This is a genomic window from Streptococcus sp. 22.1 (assembly GCF_016648645.1).
Taxonomy (GTDB): domain Bacteria; phylum Bacillota; class Bacilli; order Lactobacillales; family Streptococcaceae; genus Streptococcus.
In genome coordinates, this window is record NZ_JACLQK010000006.1 from 95380 (window position 1) to 113800 (window position 18421).

General features: G+C 40.2%; 17 protein-coding genes. 5 read left to right on the plus strand and 12 right to left on the minus strand.

Going from position 1 to position 18421, the window contains the following annotated elements; genetic code table 11:
• Positions 1-106: 106 nt before the first annotated feature.
• The 7 genes from H7U04_RS04595 to dinB all read right to left on the minus strand — a co-directional run bounded on the left by H7U04_RS04595 (position 107) and on the right by dinB (position 6638).
• Entirely contained in the window at positions 107-850 is a 744-nt protein-coding gene (locus H7U04_RS04595; RefSeq protein ID WP_073689505.1) for an amino acid ABC transporter ATP-binding protein, read from the minus strand.
• Positions 850-1596, minus strand: coding sequence for an amino acid ABC transporter permease (locus H7U04_RS04600; RefSeq protein ID WP_095559509.1), 747 nt, complete (start codon positions 1594-1596; stop codon positions 850-852). The genes H7U04_RS04595 and H7U04_RS04600 overlap by 1 nt, the downstream gene beginning before the upstream one ends.
• Before the next feature lie 387 nt (positions 1597-1983).
• Positions 1984-2814, minus strand: a complete 831-nt coding sequence (locus H7U04_RS04605; protein WP_021143679.1) for a transporter substrate-binding domain-containing protein — start codon at positions 2812-2814, stop codon at positions 1984-1986.
• A gap of 207 nt (positions 2815-3021) precedes the next feature.
• Positions 3022-3381 carry a DUF4176 domain-containing protein gene (locus H7U04_RS04610; RefSeq protein WP_002891708.1) on the minus strand — a complete coding sequence of 120 codons (360 nt, stop codon included), beginning with the start codon at positions 3379-3381 and terminating at the stop codon, positions 3022-3024.
• Entirely contained in the window at positions 3378-4199 is an 822-nt protein-coding gene (locus H7U04_RS04615) for a tetratricopeptide repeat protein (RefSeq protein WP_173014517.1), read from the minus strand. The genes H7U04_RS04610 and H7U04_RS04615 overlap by 4 nt, the downstream gene beginning before the upstream one ends.
• 325 nt (positions 4200-4524) lie before the next feature.
• Positions 4525-5415, minus strand: coding sequence for a peptidase (locus H7U04_RS04620; protein WP_073689435.1), 891 nt, complete (start codon positions 5413-5415; stop codon positions 4525-4527).
• A gap of 116 nt (positions 5416-5531) precedes the next feature.
• Positions 5532-6638 carry a DNA polymerase IV gene (gene dinB, locus H7U04_RS04625; protein WP_110981249.1) on the minus strand — a complete coding sequence of 369 codons (1107 nt, stop codon included), beginning with the start codon at positions 6636-6638 and terminating at the stop codon, positions 5532-5534.
• Positions 6639-6905: 267 nt separating this feature from the next.
• Between dinB and pflB the strand changes: the two genes are divergently transcribed.
• From pflB to H7U04_RS04640, 3 genes are all read left to right on the plus strand, one after another.
• Entirely contained in the window at positions 6906-9218 is a 2313-nt protein-coding gene (gene pflB, locus H7U04_RS04630) for a formate C-acetyltransferase (protein ID WP_049553862.1), read from the plus strand.
• Positions 9219-9481: 263 nt separating this feature from the next.
• Positions 9482-10264, plus strand: a complete 783-nt coding sequence (locus H7U04_RS04635) for a carbonic anhydrase (protein ID WP_110981248.1) — start codon at positions 9482-9484, stop codon at positions 10262-10264.
• An 85-nt stretch (positions 10265-10349) separates the two neighbouring features.
• Positions 10350-10802 carry a GNAT family N-acetyltransferase gene (locus H7U04_RS04640; RefSeq protein ID WP_037611921.1) on the plus strand — a complete coding sequence of 151 codons (453 nt, stop codon included), beginning with the start codon at positions 10350-10352 and terminating at the stop codon, positions 10800-10802.
• Positions 10803-10818: 16 nt separating this feature from the next.
• On the opposite strand, the gene H7U04_RS04645 is transcribed toward H7U04_RS04640, so the two are convergent.
• The 3 genes from H7U04_RS04645 to H7U04_RS04655 are packed head-to-tail and all read right to left on the minus strand — an operon-like array spanning position 10819 to position 13179.
• Complete coding sequence (locus H7U04_RS04645) at positions 10819-11493, minus strand: hypothetical protein (RefSeq protein ID WP_110981247.1); 675 nt, start codon at positions 11491-11493, stop codon at positions 10819-10821.
• The gene (locus tag H7U04_RS04650) at positions 11477-12424 is read right to left on the minus strand and encodes a serine hydrolase domain-containing protein (RefSeq protein ID WP_110981246.1); all 948 of its coding nucleotides are present in this window, start codon (positions 12422-12424) and stop codon (positions 11477-11479) included. Before H7U04_RS04650 ends, H7U04_RS04645 begins: the two co-directional genes overlap by 17 nt.
• Entirely contained in the window at positions 12424-13179 is a 756-nt protein-coding gene (locus H7U04_RS04655; protein ID WP_022495893.1) for a CppA family protein, read from the minus strand. Before H7U04_RS04655 ends, H7U04_RS04650 begins: the two co-directional genes overlap by 1 nt.
• A 173-nt stretch (positions 13180-13352) precedes the next feature.
• Between H7U04_RS04655 and H7U04_RS04660 the strand changes: the two genes are divergently transcribed.
• Positions 13353-14024: a CPBP family intramembrane glutamic endopeptidase gene (locus H7U04_RS04660; protein WP_081371120.1), complete on the plus strand. Its 672-nt coding sequence runs from the start codon at positions 13353-13355 to the stop codon at positions 14022-14024.
• Between the two features lie 89 nt (positions 14025-14113).
• Here H7U04_RS04660 and gla read toward each other — a convergent pair whose 3' ends face one another.
• Complete coding sequence (gene gla, locus H7U04_RS04665; protein ID WP_037602504.1) at positions 14114-14980, minus strand: aquaglyceroporin Gla; 867 nt, start codon at positions 14978-14980, stop codon at positions 14114-14116.
• 120 nt (positions 14981-15100) lie between these two features.
• On the opposite strand from gla, the gene H7U04_RS04670 reads away from it, so the two are divergent.
• A complete protein-coding gene (locus tag H7U04_RS04670; RefSeq protein WP_110981245.1) occupies positions 15101-17368 on the plus strand; it encodes a Xaa-Pro dipeptidyl-peptidase in 2268 nt (755 codons plus the stop codon).
• 586 nt (positions 17369-17954) lie between these two features.
• On the opposite strand, the gene H7U04_RS04675 is transcribed toward H7U04_RS04670, so the two are convergent.
• The gene (locus H7U04_RS04675) at positions 17955-18245 is read right to left on the minus strand and encodes a hypothetical protein (RefSeq protein ID WP_073686167.1); all 291 of its coding nucleotides are present in this window, start codon (positions 18243-18245) and stop codon (positions 17955-17957) included.
• Positions 18246-18421 lie beyond the last annotated feature (176 nt).

An 18421-nucleotide genomic window follows, 5' to 3' on the forward strand; every position in this document is an offset into this window, starting at 1 on the left:
GCCTTTGAAACATTCAAAAGTTCCTAATCATCCTTGTGGGATTTTGACTATGGACTAAACTGTAGTCCTATCCCACTACCTTTTCTATTGTAACAAAAATCCCATCTTAAAGATATTGTTTTGAATAAGAAGCGAAAAATTCTTTTGTTCGTTCTTCTTTTGGATGGTTAAAGATTTCATCGGGTGTTCCTTGTTCAAGGATATGACCTTTTTCAAGGAAAAGCACCTTGTCAGCCACTTGATAAACAAAGTTCATGTCGTGACTAACCAAAACCATGGTCTGACCTGACTTAGCCGCATCAGCGATTGATTTTTCAACCTCACCAACCAACTCAGGGTCAAGGGCAGATGTTGGTTCGTCAAGCAAGAGCACATCAGGCTTCATTGCAAGGGCACGAGCCAAGGCCACACGTTGCTTTTGACCACCTGACAAGTGACGTGGGTAGTGATTTTCACGATTAGAAAGCCCAACCTTAGCGAGCTCTTCTTTCGCAATCTTGGTAGCTTCGTCGTCAGAAAGTTTCTTAACAATCTTGAGACCTTCCTTAACATTATCCAAGGCTGTACGACGTTCAAAGAGGTTAAACTGTTGGAACACCATGGACAACTTACGACGAAGAGTAAGGATTTGCTCTTTGGTAATTGTTTCGAAATCTACCTTGAAATCGTCAATGGTAATAGTACCAGAATCAGGCTGTTCCAAATAGTTTAAGCTACGAAGAATAGTCGACTTCCCTGCACCAGAGGCACCAACAAGAGCCACAACTTCACCCTTTTCAATGTCAATATCAATGCCATCGAGAACCTTTTGTCCTGAAAATTCCTTGGTCAAATTTTTGATACTAATCATTAGCGGTCACCTCCAATTCCAGAAATGTCAGTCGCTTCAGGAGCCTTAATGGCCATATGATTTTCAACCGAACGACCAATGTACTCAATCAAGATTGAGATTGCCCAGTATACAAGGGCAACTGAGATATAACGTTCAAAGTAACGGTAGTCGGCACCACCCAAGATTTGAGCCTGTGCATACATTTCGACGATACCTGCACTAAAGGCAAGTGATGTTCCCTTAGTCAAACCAATCAAACTGTTAATCAAACTTGGTGTCGCAATAACTGCCGCATTTGGAATGATGACACGACGGTAAACTTGTGCTGATGTCATCCCAAGAGAACGGGCAGCTTCGATTTCCCCAGCGTCAACGGCCTGAATCGCTGCACGGATGGTCTCACTCATGTAAGCTGCTTCATTAAAGGCAAAGGCTGTAATAGCGAAGATAGCTGGTGGAATCTCATTAATGTTCCAATCTAAGCCGAACTCACCATTCAAGTAACGAAGGAAGAGTGGAATACCATAGTAAGTCAACATGAGTTGTACAAGGATTGGTGTCCCACGCAAGAAGCTCACAAAAACGGCTTGAATTGGATAAAGGATACGTACTCGATTGATTTTAACAACCGCAAAGACAAGGGCCAAAATCAAACCGAAGAAGGCACCTGCAATAGTCAATCCCAAAGTTAAAGGCAGGCGTTCCACAATCTTAGGAACAGCATCGAAGACAGCCTTCCATGAGAAGAGCTTACCAGCTGGCATCCAAGATGAAATCCATTTGAAGACAACCGTAACCAGTTGCAAAACATAGCCCCAAAGGATTTCCACTAGCCATGATAAGGGAATGGCTAAAGCAACAGCTACTGCCAAACCAACCAAGCCAAGGATAACTTGGAGATACCAAGGTGACCGATTAAATGCTTCTATACTCTTTTTCACAATGTCGCCCTTTCTTTCTAAAAAAGTCGGTTAGCCTAGTGCTAACCGTTCAAATATCTTATCATAAATTTTATAATATTCATTTTAGCACGACTCAGAAAGTCTGTGAAATAGTCTTTTCTTATCAAAGTGATAAGGAAATCATATCACTGATAATTCAGCTTTATTAACGTCAAAAAGCTGAGACAGCAGTCTCAACTTTTAACAGTCTTATTTCAAATCACTGACGTAATCGCCACCGAAGTATTCCTTGCTGAGTTTGGCAAGGGTTCCATCCTTCTTAAGCTCTTTGATACGTTTATTGACAAAAGTCTTGAGTTCCTTACCTTGCTTATCATTTGAGAAAAGAAGATATTCAAGACCATCAGTCTTCATACCGATATCGTCTTTAATCTTGTTTACAGCCAACTTATAGCCTTGATCTTTGACAATGTACTCAGACGAAATGGCATCGTAAAGGATAAAGTCAATTTTTCCTTCTTGAATATGTTGAACACGTGTTGAAAGACCAGTTGAGCTAGAAGCGTAGTTGATTGTAATTGGTGTCTTGTCCGCATTGGCATGGTTCCAATTTTCAAGCAACTGAGCATAGTTAGAGCCAGGAAGTACTTCTGTCGTCTTACCAGACAAATCGTCTAGGCTGGTATACTTGGTCCCCTCAGCACTAGTGATGGCATAGTTAGAACGTGAAATCGGATCTGAGAAACCATATTTCTGTGCACGTTCTTCATTGTAGTTGAAATCATTAGCCGCAATCTGATAACGTCCAGAATCCACCCCTGTCAAGATGGAATCAAAAGGTGTCGTCACAAACTTAACCTCATACTTGTCTGAATCTTTGAAAATAGCCTTGACCAAATCAATATCATAACCCTTGAAGTCATCACCTTTTTTGAAAGTGAAAGGCGCCGTATCAGAGTCTGTCGCAACTGTAATCGTCTGTTTCTCACCAGATGCCTTACCGTCACTCTTGTTTCCACAAGCAGCCAAAGTCAAAACCGACAAGCCAAGAATTCCTAAACCTGCAAGCCATTTTTTCATATCTATATTCCTCGATACTTTCATTAATAGTTAGTGATAACAGTTTACCATCTTCATCCCAACTCGTCTAATAATAAAATCCTAAGTGGTGATAGAAAATGGTTATAGGGGTGAGGGTAGAAGTAACAAGATAGAAAAGAGCTGCCACTCATGTGACAACTCTAAAAACCTAACTTTTCGGGTTGGTTCACTCTATTGAATTCTTACTTAGTTCTTTTTGAAAGGATTTTGGTCATCCATTTCTTTGAACTCCTGCACTGTAAATTTTGGATATTCAATCTTATCAACAAGCTCATCATAATTTGCGATGAGTTCTTGGAAATGCACATCCACATAGCCTAGATAAATAATCTGGTCGATGTCTTCTTTGTTAAAGAACATTAAATCCCTAGTAACAGCACCAAGAGGTAGAAGGACTGCTCCAAAATCAAAGTAGCCCTGTTCACCACCTTTTTCTGTTACTGGAAACAGACTGGTAATCATCATATTGTTGTCATTGCCATGGACTCGAACAACACTACCAATAGGCAAGTGTTGACGTTCTTGTGTCTCTGTTGCTTTAATCATACTAATTCCTCCAAATACTTCTTAGCCTCTTTCACGTAAAACAAATCCGGATTTTCGTTGACGATTTCTTGAAAGCAGGATTTAGCTTCTTCGGGTTGGTTTTGGTTGAGATAGTTTAGCGCCTTGTAGTAACAAAGTTCCACCTGTTCAAGATGATTGTTTCCAGATTCAACAGAAATAGTAATCGGAATTTTCTCGGTTACTATACTATCAATCATCTTAATCACATTTACTTGTTGGGAAATCAGTTCTTTTTGGTTCTGAAATTTTGTAGGAATGGTCGATAGGACACTGACATAGTGTTGCAAGTCATAGCTATCTCTGTTAAAGACTTTATTTAAAAATTCTAGATAATAGTACCTTGCAATGGATTGTGTTTGTATGCTATTAAAATCTGTCGGTTTAAACTCACCTAACATTTTTAAGGACTCTTCAAAGTCGCCCCGCAAATAGTAAATCTGTGCCATATTAATAAAATAAAACGCTTGTGATGATTTACTCCTACGTGCCCTGTTTTGACCATAAGCCGAGTAATGTTCAAATATATTTTGATACCTGTCCAAATCAATATGTTCACAAAGAATATTCCTTACTCCCTTTTCAATAAAAGCAAGTCGAAGCACATGCAACAATACCAACACAACCATTACTATAAAAGCGGACCAATATATCAAAGGGTTATTGCTAACCCCACCGTAAACATACACAGCCATTATCAAGATAATAGAAATAAGAAAGTGATTCTTTTCTCTCTTTTTAAAACGTAAAATCTCAGCACCTGTCATGTTTGAAATCTTATTAGTCAAAGTTTTTAGCATTTTATCTCCTAGCATTAATCATGGACATCTGTCACTATCAATCCAATTCCTCCAAATACTTCTTAGCTTCTTTCACGTAAAATAAATAATGTGGCTAACTCTATACCCTATATATGAGAGTTCACCGTCACAACCTATTCTTTCCAAAATACTCGACAAATCATTTATCGAAATATTCTGAATACAGACTACAATATCCATTATACCATGGAAAATAAGCTTTCATGACATTATGAGAGGGACAAAATTATTAGGATTTGGGTATTAGAAAACCCCAGCCAGGGGCTGGGGGCGGTGATAGATAAAATCAATCTTTGCTAAAACACTACTTATCCTTATATGATGACTTACTGCTTGAGTCGCTACTATCTTCAGGTTGATAGTCTGACAAATTCTTATGGATGCGTTCGGCGTAAACGGCTCTGCTTCCTGATTCATCATGGTCGACCAAGGCTTCGGCAAGCTCTTTATAATCTTCTACAGAAATAGTCCAGTTTCCACCATCATCTTTGGTAAGCTTGAAGGTCTTTTCCAGATTATCAGCACCTGTCAAAGGTGTATAGGATATTTCTTTATCAATGTCCTTAAATTGCGTCAAATCACCGTTAAAGTTTTCACCATAAAGGAATTTCGTTGTGAGATCTTTGGCCTTACCTTTTTCCACATCGTTGTTATCAGCTTGATTCCATTGTTTCAACTTGTCTATGTCGTTGTCATAGAGACTCATAAGGAGAGTACGAACAGCAGCTGCAGCTCCATAGGCACTAACAGAACGTGAAGTAAAGGTAACTGTCGCATCATTTCCCTTAACTTTGACATCCTTCAGCTTATAGTCCTGAATCTTACCAATCATATTACGACGGACCTTAAGGAACTTAGAAAGTACTTGAGTTGGAGTCTTGGCATCATAGCCTTCAATGTATTTAAACGTATACTTTTCTTCCGGTGTATACCCCTTCTCTTCAATAGTGTCTGCAACCTGTTTTTCAAAGACATTCGTTTCAGTCCAGGTTTCGTAATTTTCACCGTAGAGTTTTGAAAAACCGTTACTAGATTTTCCAAGCATGGTATCAATTAAAACTGTCGCATCAGCCTTGGCACGTTCTGTCGGAGTTGGTGTCGCCTTTTTCTTCTCAGCTGGTTTATTGGAAGCACAGGCTACAAGAACCAAGCAGGTTGCTAAAATCAAGCCCAGATAAGTAAAAACTTTTTTCATTAAGATTATTCCCTCATTTCTATTGGTTACTATTTAAGATAGCATAGGTCTGATGATTCTTCAAGGTCACTTTTCAGGGTATGAAGCAAAACTCTACCTATTATATTGTTTTTATATCATGACTCCAAATCATCCAAATCTAACTGCCTGCCCTCTTGGTCTTCCAAACCTGTCAGAGTAACACCTAAGAGACGAACACCACTGCTATTTTCCTCCAGTTGATCAAAAATGGTATGAGCAATCCTTTCGATGGTGTCGAAATCCTGGGTCGATTTGTCCAAGGTCATACGCTTGGTTAAGGTTGAGAAATCCGAATAACGGACTTTGATGACAATAATTCGACCGACTTTTTTAGTTTTCTGAGCACTTTCAGCTACCCGCCTAGCATTCTTAGTCAACTCAGCCTTGATGTCATCTTCATTATAAAGAAGCTTGCCGTAGGTTCGCTCACTTCCGATAGATTTACGGACACGATTGGGCCTAACAGGACTATTGGAAATCCCTCTAGCCTTTCGGAAGAGATCAAATCCAAAACGTCCAAAACGATCAATCAGCGTCATCTCAGGAATCTTCAGAAGATCGGCACCGGTGTATATTTCCATGTCATGAAGACGTTCAACTGACTTTTTACCCACCCCATGAAACTTTTCAATAGGTAGCTTTTCCAAAAATTCCTGAGCCTCCTCTGGGAGCACCACCGTCAAACCAGCAGGCTTTTGAAAATCAGAAGCTAGTTTGGCGATAAATTTATTGTAGGAAACGCCTGCTGAACAAGTCAGGTGAAGTTCCTGCCAGATATCATACTGGATAAGTTTGGCTACCTTAACCGCCGATTTGATACCAAGTTTATTTAGCGTCACATCAAGATAGGCTTCGTCGATAGACATAGGTTCTACCAAGTCGGTATAGCGTTTAAAAATCTCACGAATCTGCATTCCTACCTCTCGGTAATGACTATAATTTCCTGAGATAAAGACAGCATTTGGACAACGTTCATAGGCTTCCTTAGAAGACATGGCTGAATGGACACCATATTTTCTAGCCTCGTAATTACAGGTTGATACCACACCACGTCCCCCTGTTTTTCTAGGATCGTGACCGATAATAACCGGTTTGTCCTTAAGACTGGGGTCATCCCTCATCTCGACCTGAGCAAAAAAGGCGTCCATGTCAATATGGATGATTTTCCGACTGATATCATTTATTAGAGGAAACTCTAACATGGCTCCCTGCCTCCTTTCTCAGATTTATCTCATTGTAAAGCTTTTCACATAAAACTTTGGGACTACAAAGCATTCTCCCCTTATGATACCAAAATCTACCAAAAAACAGAAATTTATAATACAGATTTGTCGTTTTCAAAACTGTATTATAAAAGAATGTCTCTAAAAACACAGTTTTAAAGTTGTGTAAGCGGTTACTGTGTGATAGAATACTTCTAGAGAATGTAACAGATGATTTTGTTACTAGAATTATAGGAGATCCAAACTATGGCAACGGTTAAAACTAACACAGATGTTTTTGAAAAAGCGTGGGAAGGCTTTAAAGGAACTGACTGGAAAGAAAAAGCTAGCGTTTCACGTTTCGTTCAAGCAAACTACACACCTTATGATGGTGATGAAAGCTTCCTTGCAGGACCAACTGAACGCTCTCTAAAAATTAAAAAAATCGTAGATGAAACTAAAGCAGGCTATGAAGCTGAAGGACGCTTCCCAATGGATACTCGTCCAACTTCAATCGCTGACATTGACGCAGGATACATTTCAAAAGAAGATGAACTTATCTATGGTATCCAAAATGATGAGCTCTTCAAATTGAACTTCATGCCTAAAGGTGGTATCCGTATGGCGGAAACTGCTTTGAAAGAACACGGTTATGAACCAGATCCAGCTGTACACGAAATTTTCACAAAATACGTAACTACAGTTAACGATGGTATCTTCCGTGCTTACACTTCAAACATCCGTCGTGCACGTCACGCTCACACAGTTACTGGTCTTCCAGATGCTTACTCACGTGGACGTATCATCGGGGTTTATGCTCGTCTTGCCCTTTACGGTGCTGACTACTTGATGCAAGAAAAAGTTAACGACTGGAATGCTATCAAAGAAATCGACGAAGAAACTATCCGTCTTCGTGAAGAAGTTAACCTTCAATACCAAGCACTTCAAGACGTTGTTCGCCTTGGTGACCTTTACGGTGTAGATGTTCGTCGCCCAGCCTTCGATACTAAAGAAGCTATCCAATGGACAAACATCGCCTTCATGGCAGTATGTCGTGTGATCAACGGTGCCGCTACATCTCTTGGACGTGTGCCAATCGTTCTTGATATCTATGCAGAACGTGACCTTGCTCGTGGTACTTACACTGAATCAGAAATCCAAGAATTCGTTGATGATTTCGTTATGAAACTTCGTACAGTTAAGTTTGCTCGTACAAAAGCTTACGACCAATTGTACTCAGGTGACCCAACATTCATCACAACTTCTATGGCTGGTATGGGTGCTGACGGACGTCACCGTGTTACTAAGATGGACTACCGTTTCTTGAACACTCTTGACAATATCGGTAACTCTCCAGAACCAAACTTGACAGTTCTTTGGACTGACAAATTGCCTTACTCATTCCGTCGCTACTGTATGCACATGAGCCACAAACACTCTTCTATCCAATACGAAGGTGTGACTACTATGGCTAAAGACGGATACGGTGAAATGAGCTGTATCTCATGTTGTGTATCACCACTTGACCCAGAAAACGAAGAACAACGTCACAACATCCAATACTTCGGTGCTCGTGTTAACGTGCTTAAAGCCCTTCTTACTGGTTTGAACGGTGGTTACGACGATGTTCATAAAGACTATAAAGTATTTGACATCGAACCAGTTCGTGACGAAGTTCTTGACTTTGACACTGTTAAAGCTAACTTCGAAAAATCTCTTGACTGGTTGACTGACACTTACGTAGATGCTCTTAACATCATCCACTACATGACTGATAAGTACAACTACGAAGCTGTTCAAATGGCCTTCTTGCCAACTAAACAACGTGCTAACATGGGATTCGGTATCTGTGGTTTCGCAAATACTGTCGATACATTGTCAGCAATCAAATACGCTACAGTTAAACCAATCCGTGACGAAGATGGCTACATCTACGACTACGAAACAATCGGTGAATACCCACGTTGGGGTGAAGATGACCCACGTTCAAACGAATTGGCAGAATGGTTGATCGAAGCTTACACTACTCGTCTTCGTAGCCACAAACTCTACAAAGATGCAGAAGCTACAGTTTCACTTCTTACAATCACTTCTAACGTTGCTTACTCTAAACAAACTGGTAACTCTCCAGTTCACAAAGGGGTATACCTCAACGAAGATGGTTCAGTGAACTTGTCTAAATTGGAATTCTTCTCACCAGGTGCTAACCCATCTAACAAAGCTAAAGGTGGATGGTTGCAAAACTTGAACTCACTTGCAAGCCTTGACTTCGGTTACGCAGCTGATGGTATCTCATTGACAACTCAAGTATCACCTCGTGCTCTTGGTAAGACTCACGACGAACAAGTTGACAACCTCGTAACTATCCTTGACGGATACTTCGAAAACGGTGGACAACACGTTAACTTGAACGTTATGGACTTGTCAGACGTTTACGAAAAGATTATGAGCGGTGAAGATGTTATCGTACGTATCTCTGGATACTGTGTAAACACTAAATACCTCACTCCAGAACAAAAAACTGAATTGACACAACGTGTCTTCCACGAAGTTCTTTCAATGGACGACGCTTTGGGATAAAACAAATAAAGAGCTCGCAATAGCGGGTTCTTTTATTTTTGCAAAAAACTAGTTTTCATTACATTTTTCTAAAACTACTATCATTTACATTTGACTTTTTATAAGATAAGCTATAAAATAAAAGCGTTTCCGTTTGGTTTCTCCAAACACTTCACTCTCAGAAGCACCTCAGAGAAATGACACTCTATCACTGTCTAACTGCTAGTTTACAAATAACAGGTCAACTAGTATGACAATAAAATAAAAGAGTACAAGGAAGAAAGATGAATAAGAAAAGTTTTAAGCTAATTGGATTAGTAGCTCTCGTAGCAAGTACAGTCCTACTCGTAGCCTGCCAATCCGAGACAAAAACCAAAAACTCAAAGTCCAAGGACGTTCAATGGGGTTATACTGGCTCTACTGGTCCAGACCATTGGGGTGACCTTTCTAAAGATTATGAACTCAGCAAAAATGGTAAAGAACAATCTCCGATCAATATCACCGGTGCTGAGGACGTTGATCTTCCAGAACTAAACCTTAATAATCAAGAATCAGAAGCTCAAGTTGAAAATAACGGGCATACGATTGAAGTCAGCTTTAAAAATCCAAAGAATACCCTAACGATTGGTGATGATGTCTATAAATTACAGCAGTTCCATTTTCACGCACCTAGTGAGAATGAAATTGATGGTCATACTTATCCTCTAGAGGGGCACTTCGTCTATAAGACAGATAATGGGAAAATCACAGTTGTCTCGGTTCTCTATAATTATGGCGATGAAAATCAAGCCTTAAAACAAATATGGGATAAAATGCCTCAGGCGGCCAATACAGAAACTGAGCTTCCTCAGGCTATCTCACTATATGATTTCTATCCTGAAGACAAGGACTACTACAACTTCGAAGGTTCCTTGACAACACCGCCATGTACTGAGGGTGTTAACTGGATTGTCTTCAAGAATCAAGAAACCGTTAGCAAGGAACAAGTGGAAAAATTCACCCAAACCCTTGGATTTGAAAATAACCGCCCTATCCAAGATACAAACGGTCGACAAATTAAAGAATAAAGCAAGATAAAAAGCTTGATGATAACTCCTCGCATCGGGCTTTTTTTCGTTGACAATTAGTTATAGACTTTGTTACACTTGCCCTATGATTATCAAACATACAAGAGATACACTCTCAGAAACTTACCTCGATGCCGTAGCCATCCGAAACACTGTTTTTGTTAAGGGGCAAGGTGTTCCTCGCTCCATCGAGATTGATGCGAATGAAGCCTACTGCATCCACTTTGTTCTATATGATGACAAAGGCAAGGCAGCAGCAACCGTACGCCTACTACCGAATAAAGACTTGACTCAGCTTACGCTCCAACGTATGGCGGTACTCGATGCCTACCAAGGTCAAGGTCTGGGGAGCATTCTCCTAAAAGAAGCTGAAGATTTTGCACAAGAACAAGGCTTCCAGACTATTTCTCTCCATGCTCAACTCGGTGCACTTAAGTTCTACCGCAACAATGGCTATCAAGAAGTCGGTAAGATCTTTGAAGAAGCTGGTATCCAACACATTACTGTTGAAAAATCCTTACTAAGTAAAAAAGCTTAAGCAGTTGACCTACTGCTTAAGCTTCTTCTTTTGTCGCAAATATAGGATAACCATGCTCGACAGCAAGAACTGATACATATTCTCTTTTCTTTAATGTCTCTACGATCTTTTTCCAGTATTTCTGCCCTTTAAAAAGAAGGACAAACACTCCCATGCAGACCAAAAAACCAAGAAATTGTTTATATTCAGAAGATGACAGTTTTGATTCTAGTTCTAGGAGCTCAAACAGTCCTCTCAATAGAACTGTAAAGGTAATCATTATAAGGCTAAGTCCACTAAAGTATCCTAAACATATAAGCAAATACCCTATTTGAAGCTTCTTGGAACGCTTCTTGTAGAGTAACTTATAGTCCTGACTGTACTTTTCAAATACAGGAAAGTGAATATCAAATCCTCTCCTCATACGAATGACTTTCAAATCAGGTTGGGCACGATAACCAAGGCAATGAATCAATTTGTATAGTATCTCTCTTATCAAGATATAAGAAGAAGCGATTATAGGGACTACTATACAAGAAAATACAAGAACACCTAAATAGAAGGAATCTTTATCAAATGCCAACAAGTCGACCATCACCCCAAAACACATACCACAGACAAAGATACTACTCCCGTTAAGCACACAAAAGAGGAGACTCAAAAAACAAGGGACAAGTTTGCTTTCCTTAGAATGTCTACTCGACCGTTTCACGAATCAGCTCCTTTTTCATTATCTCAATTAAAACATCTCTGTCTTTAATCCATTGAGCTCTCTCATCCTTGTAGTAAGTACGATTACTGAGGAAAATAGCTGCACGTTGAGCTGGGATATTGATAAGCACAAAGGTACCTGTATAACCAGTATGAAGAATCCAATCGCCTTGGAGGTCCCAAGCGACACTACGTTCCTTATTGGATTGGCTGATATTCTGCGTCAGATTTTTAGCAAAATCATCCGTCAAATAATGGTCAACAAAGATTTCCAAGTCCTTTAGGGTTGAAAAGAGGCCTGCTGAACCTGTATGCTCTTTGAGCACTCGAGCCTTGGGATCGTGAACAGTTCCTCCCGGAATTCCCTCAACAGTTGGAACAGCAACCTCAACTGGCCCAAACCGTGTTTCAGATATACCAAACGGCTGAAAAATCTCGCTGTCAAAGAGCTTATCCAGTGTTTGTCCAGAGACTTTCTCAAGCATCAAGCCTAGGAGAATAAAATTAATATCGGTATACAAGAAAGGTTTATCATCCTTAACTTTGATGGCATTAATAGCAGAAATCAAGCCAGCTTGGTCTAACTCATCACGGTTTGGAATAAAAGGATCAATGCCGCTACTATGAGAAAGAAGCTGACGAAGGGTTAGCGTCTTATCCACTACTGCAGGATAATAGGTCGATAGTTTCTCGTCCAAGTCCAATTTTCCCATCTGCAAGTAGAAAAGACAGAGGGTCCCTACTCCTACCACCTTGGAAACACTGGCTAGATCATAGGTCAGTCCTGGAACTACCGGAATATTTCCATCCTGAGTTCCTAGATAATGCTCCTGCCAATCTTGTCCGTCATAAAGTGCAAGGCTGGCACCCGGGAAGATGTCAGCCTTGATGTAGTCTGTAATTGTTGACAATGTTTGTTTAAAATTAGTCATTATTTTGTTAGCCAAACCTCAATATTACTCATATCAGTCAGTGCGAGTAGGCTTTCTTTAGTATCTAGATAACTTGAGAACTGTTCCTTTTCAAGTTTCTCATGCAAGGCAACCAAGTCATAGTCTTCAGCTACCTTAAATTCTAGAATTTCCAAATCCCAAGTCTGGTCTGGACTCACTTGGAGGTCAGGACCTTCTGCTTTCTCAAAGTGGATAGACAAAGGCAATTCTTCGCCAAAAAGATTGTCGTAAAAGAAAGCTGCTTGAGCTGTATCAACAACGTTCAAGGTCAAAGACTCGACCGTAAAGTCTGACACTCCTTTGAAATCTTCTTTTTCTTCAACATCTGCGTATTCAACTGTCTTGAGAGTAGACAAGTCATCTTCGGCATGCATCAAAATAAGACCATTCTCAGGTGAGATTGTTTCAAAAGCATACCCTTTTTCCCCTTGGAAAATAGCCTTGGCTTGGTGATCATCACGCGCCAAAAGGTACTCAATCTCAAGTGGATCTGAAACCTTGATAACCACTTTATTAATTTTCTTAGGGCCTTCAACCGCACGGCAACGGTAAGCTGGTGACTCCTCAATCACAAAAAGTGAGTTACGGTCTGTCCAATCTGTGAAGACAGCAAGGGCATTTTCCTCAGTCAAAAGCTTAAATCCTAATGTATTTTGGTAAAAATCAATATTTTCTTGTCTGTTATTCACACGAAAGATTGGTGTGTGAAACTTAAAATTCCCTGATTGCGTCATGACAACCTCCATTCTTTTATATTTTATCCGAAAAGAGCCTGTGTGACAAGGATTTTCCTAAGAAAAAACAGGATTGTAATTTTTTCACATTCTTTCACATAAATTATGAAAATCATTATATTATATTTACCTTAGGACTAGCTATTTCCTCATTTTAGAGTATAATAGAGACTATGAAAACTCTCGTCAATCATTTGGCGTTTAGACATACCTATCAGGGACTCTTTTTACTGCTGATGATAGCTATCCCAAACCTGGCTTTAGGTATGACAACGTCGTATAACAATCAGACTGGGTTGACCTTCACTAGCCTTGAAAGCTGGGGAATTATCGCTGTCAATCTCATTATTTTTTACATTACCTATCTTTGGGCTAAAAATGAAGGTTTGCTTACTCGCTTTAAACTAGACCGAAAGGATACTAAAGCTATTATCTGGGGCTTTGTGCTTATTTTTCTGATGGGAGTTATTGGGAGCAATCTTATGCTACTGACTCACACCAACTACCATGCAGAACTTCAAAGAACTCTTACGACAACGCCTATCCTACCAGTAGCCATTGGCATGATGACCACAGCCTTCTTACAAGAGCTACTCTTTCGCAAGTGGATTTTCTCTTGGCTGGCTCCTTATTCGACAGTTGCTGTTTTAGTGAGTACTGGTCTCTTTTGCCTATTCCATATGCCTACCAACCTTGCCCACCTCCTCCTTTATATTGGAATGGGCTTGTCTCTCTCTATGATTTACCAAAAAAGAGAAAATCTATCAGCTGCTATCTCACTTCATGTCCTATGGAATCTTTTCACCTTAGGTGCTACAATCCTAGTTATAACTACTCCTATGTAACTGAGAAAACTTTCTCAGTTTTTTTGCTACTTTCAAAATTTTTAGCGTAAAAAAATCTGAAGCACTAACTTCAGATTTTTTGTTATTGATTAAAGGTAGAGGGCTTTGAACAAGTATACAGCCAAAATTCCTGCAAGGATTGGAGCTACAACTGGAACCCAAGCATACCACCATTTAGAATCACCTTTGTGCTCACCAAGAACTGATGTTGGCAAGATGTGGTGAAGAAGACGTGGCATCAAGTCACGGGCTGGGTTAAGGGCTGGTCCTGTAGGTCCACCAAATGATAGAACCAAGGCACAAACCAAGAAACCAACACCGATGTGAGCTACAGCAAGAGATCCATTCGCCATTTGGCCTGTTACAGCTTCTTTATCATACCCATATTGGACTGCTTGTGAGACCAATTTGTGACCAAAGTAGTTGTTAGTCAAGGCAAGGGCACCAAAGAAGAGAAGGAATGAACCTGCAAACTCATTGGCAAAACCGTTAGCCCATGCACGATTACGATTTTCTGGAGTATCATCATGATCGTCAACTGCTGAGATCGTTGAGAAGGTACCAAGAATATTGTTAGGGTTCTCAGTTTGTACATAGTAAGGTTGGTGAACCCAAACCACGATAGCTTGACCTACAAAGGCACCAAGAAGTTGTGCAATAAGGTATCCAGGAACACCTACCCATGAGAACAAGCCAGATGCAGCAAGTCCAAGTGTGAAGGCAGGGTTGATGTGGTTACCAGAAACATCACCAAACATAAGGGCTGGCATCATAACACCAAAACCATAACCAAAGGCAATTACAATCCAACCAGATTTGTTACCTTTTGTTCCCTTAAGCTCAACGTTGGCAACAGCACCATTACCAAGTGCTACAAGAAAAGCAGTCGCGATAAACTCAGTGAGGTATTTCAAAACCCATTCACTGGTGAACGCTTCTTTTAGAAAATCATTCATTTGTCTCTTTATTTCCTTTCGATTTTACAATAATTTAGACATCTATCATTTTATCAAGTATAATGTCTGATGTAAAGATATTTCTGAAATGTTTACGTATTATTTTTGAGGTTTTTAAATATGAAATTTAACCAGTTTAGTTACATCCCTGTTAGTCCTGAAATAGCTTGTCAGGAACTCCGTTCTTTGGGCTTTGAAGTCTCTCTAGATGCTAGTGCCAAAGCCAATTTTGAAGCCTTTGTTCGCAAGCACTTCCTTTTCTTTGAAGATACTGATTTGGCTTTGAAAAATTGGATTGCTGATTCAGAGACTGACCTCCTAACCTTCTTCCAATCAGACCGTTCTTTGACTGCTGATGTCTTTGGTTTGGTGGCTCTTCAACTGCTAGGATTTGTCCCTAATGTGGACTTTACAGACAGTGCGGCTTTCCTAGAGAAAATGGCCTTTCCAATCACTTTTGATGGTAGTCTTAACAACCTGCATCAATTGTTGGCGACACGCACACAGTCTGGCAATACCTTAATTGATCAGTTAGTAGCTCAGGATTTAATCCCTGTAAGTAATGACTACGTCTTCTTTAATGGTAAGAGCTTAGCAACATTTGACACTAATCAGCTTCACCGTGAAGTGGTTTATGTCGAAACACCTGTAGATACTGATAAAGACGGGCAGTTAGACTTGGTCAAGGTGACTATCTTACGTCCTAATGTAGACTTCCCAGTTCCAGCCATGATGACCGCAAGTCCTTATCAACAAGGGACTAATGAGCCTGCTTCAGATAAGCTCACCCACAAGATGGAGGGAGACTTGCTCGTCAAACCAGCAGGTGAAATCTCTCTTAGACAACCTGAAATCAAGGTACCAGAGGCAGACCTTATGCCTATCAATCCTGTCACAAAAGCTCAGGAGCGTTTTGCTCACACAGATACCTACACACTCAACGATTACATGTTAGCTCGTGGTGTGGCCTCTATCTATGTATCCGGTGTTGGTACCTTCAACTCAGAAGGTTTCATGACCTCTGGAGACTATCAACAGGTTCTGGCCTATAAAGCTGTCATCGACTGGCTCAATGGTCGTGCACGCGCCTTTACTAGCCGTAGTAGACAGCATACCATCACTGCAGATTGGGCATCTGGTAAGGTGACTACTACCGGACTTTCATACTTAGGTACCATGTCCAACGCCCTTGCTACAACTGGTGTCGACGGTTTGGAGATGGTCATCGCTGAAGCAGGTATTTCTTCTTGGTACGACTACTATCGTGAAAATGGACTCCTCGTCAGTCCTGGAGGATACCCTGGTGAAGATCTCGACACCTTGACTGAATTTACCTATTCTCGTGCCCTATTAGCTGGAGAATACCTACGCCACCAAAAAGACTACCAAGCCTACCTCAAAGAACTAAGCACAGCCATTGATCGTAAGCATGGTGATTATAGCCAGTTCTGGCATGACCGTAACTATGTGCAGTTCGCAGACCGTGTTAAAGCTACTGTTGTCTTTACACATGGTAGCCAAGACTGGAACGTCAAACCGATTAACGTCTATCAAATGTTCAATGCTCTTCCTGACACTCTTGAAAAACACCTCTTCTTCCACAATGGTGCCCACGTTTACATGAATGCTTGGCAGTCTATTGACTTCCGAGAAAGCATGAACGCCTTGATTTGTCAGAAACTCCTTGGTTTGGAGAATGGCTACACACTGCCTACTGTTATCTGGCAAAATAACCAGTCTGAACAGACCTGGGAAGTCCTCGATAACTTTGGACACGACAATGGTAAAAACATTCAGTTTGGTGAGACTGAAGCTAGCATCGCTAACCATTATGAAGAGGAAACCTTCACCAAATACGGTAAAGCTTACCAAAGCTTCAAGGATGACCTCTTTGCAGACAAAGCCAACGCCATCACCTTGGACTTTGAACTGGACCAAGATATCCAAATCAATGGTCGTGTCCACCTAGAGCTCAAGGTTAAGTCTAACACAAACCGTGGTCTCATTTCGGCCCAAGTTCTAGAAATCGGTGACAAGAAGTATCTCGCACCTATTCCCGCACTCAAACGCATGAATCTAGATAACGGCCGTCTATTCAAGGAAGAAGCCTTACGTGAATTGCCATTCAAGCAGGCAAAATACCGTGTCATTACCAAGGGACACCTTAACCTGCAAAATCGTAAAGACCTCCTCACCATTGAGGATGTCACTCCAAATGAATGGATGACTATCGGTTTGGATTTGCAACCAACCATCTACAAACTCAACAAGGGCGACAAACTCCGACTTGTTCTCTATACCACAGACTTTGAGCACACCATTCGTGACAATAGTGACTACGAATTAACTGTGGACCTAAGCCAAAGTCAGATGACATTGCCTTATTAGCTTTTTATAACAAAAAAATCCCATAGGATGAGAACTCTCATGGGATTTTTTGATTGTGTGGAAATAAACAAGATTTAGGCTTCAATTTTTACGATTCATTTTAATGTTATTTAAACAAATGATATATCCAAGACAATGGAATAATACAAAGATATGCCAGTAAAAATAGAGCATAAAGCTATCAGATTTGATTATCGAATAAAAAAGAAAAATTGCAACTAATAAAATAGAGAACCACAGCGTCTTCTTAACGAATAAAAAGTATTGATGCCATATCTCTTTATCACCCAAAGTAACTTTAGATTTTTTACTTAGGAAAAGATGCATCAAGATCTCTACTAGACTGCTAAGTACTGTTAAAACCAGAATCTTACTTAGAGGAATACCTAAAAAGAATCCCATCCACTCAATAAGTAATTGGGACAAAACAATGGCCGTAAGGGCACGTAGATTTTTTGACATAAAACTTAAACCTCACACTTCTCTCAAACAGAAAGTTTTTACAATACCTAGAAAGTTACCAAAGCATAGATAAGCACTTACAGCCTCGCTATCTTTATAAGCACGTCTATCATAAACTGCGATTCTAACCTCGTTCACTTTGTTTAATGATTTTAAGCACTCTAGGTGTCAGAAAAGCTAGTAAACAAATATCCAAAACAATCACAACAATAATGATTAAGCTCCATTCGGCATCTCTCACCGTCAGCAAACGATAAATACCAGCTAAAATAATAGCCAAATGTGCCAAGCCCATGCCAGCGTAAATTTGTTTAAGAGTAAACTGTCGTTCTTCAAGTGGACGACGGTCAAGCTCTCGCTTAATCAACAATGGCAACACAAGCAAAAGATTGATAGCAATGCCAGAGGCAGCCAAAATAAGAAAGAAGAACCATTATATAATAATTCTAAACCAATATTTCCACATATCAAACCAAAGGCAACAACCATGAGTCGTAAATAAAGTAACGTTCCTGAACGAAGTCGGTTAAGATAAGGCATCGCACTCTCCTTTCATCACAATCACTTGTCCGCTTGGCATAATCATAACTA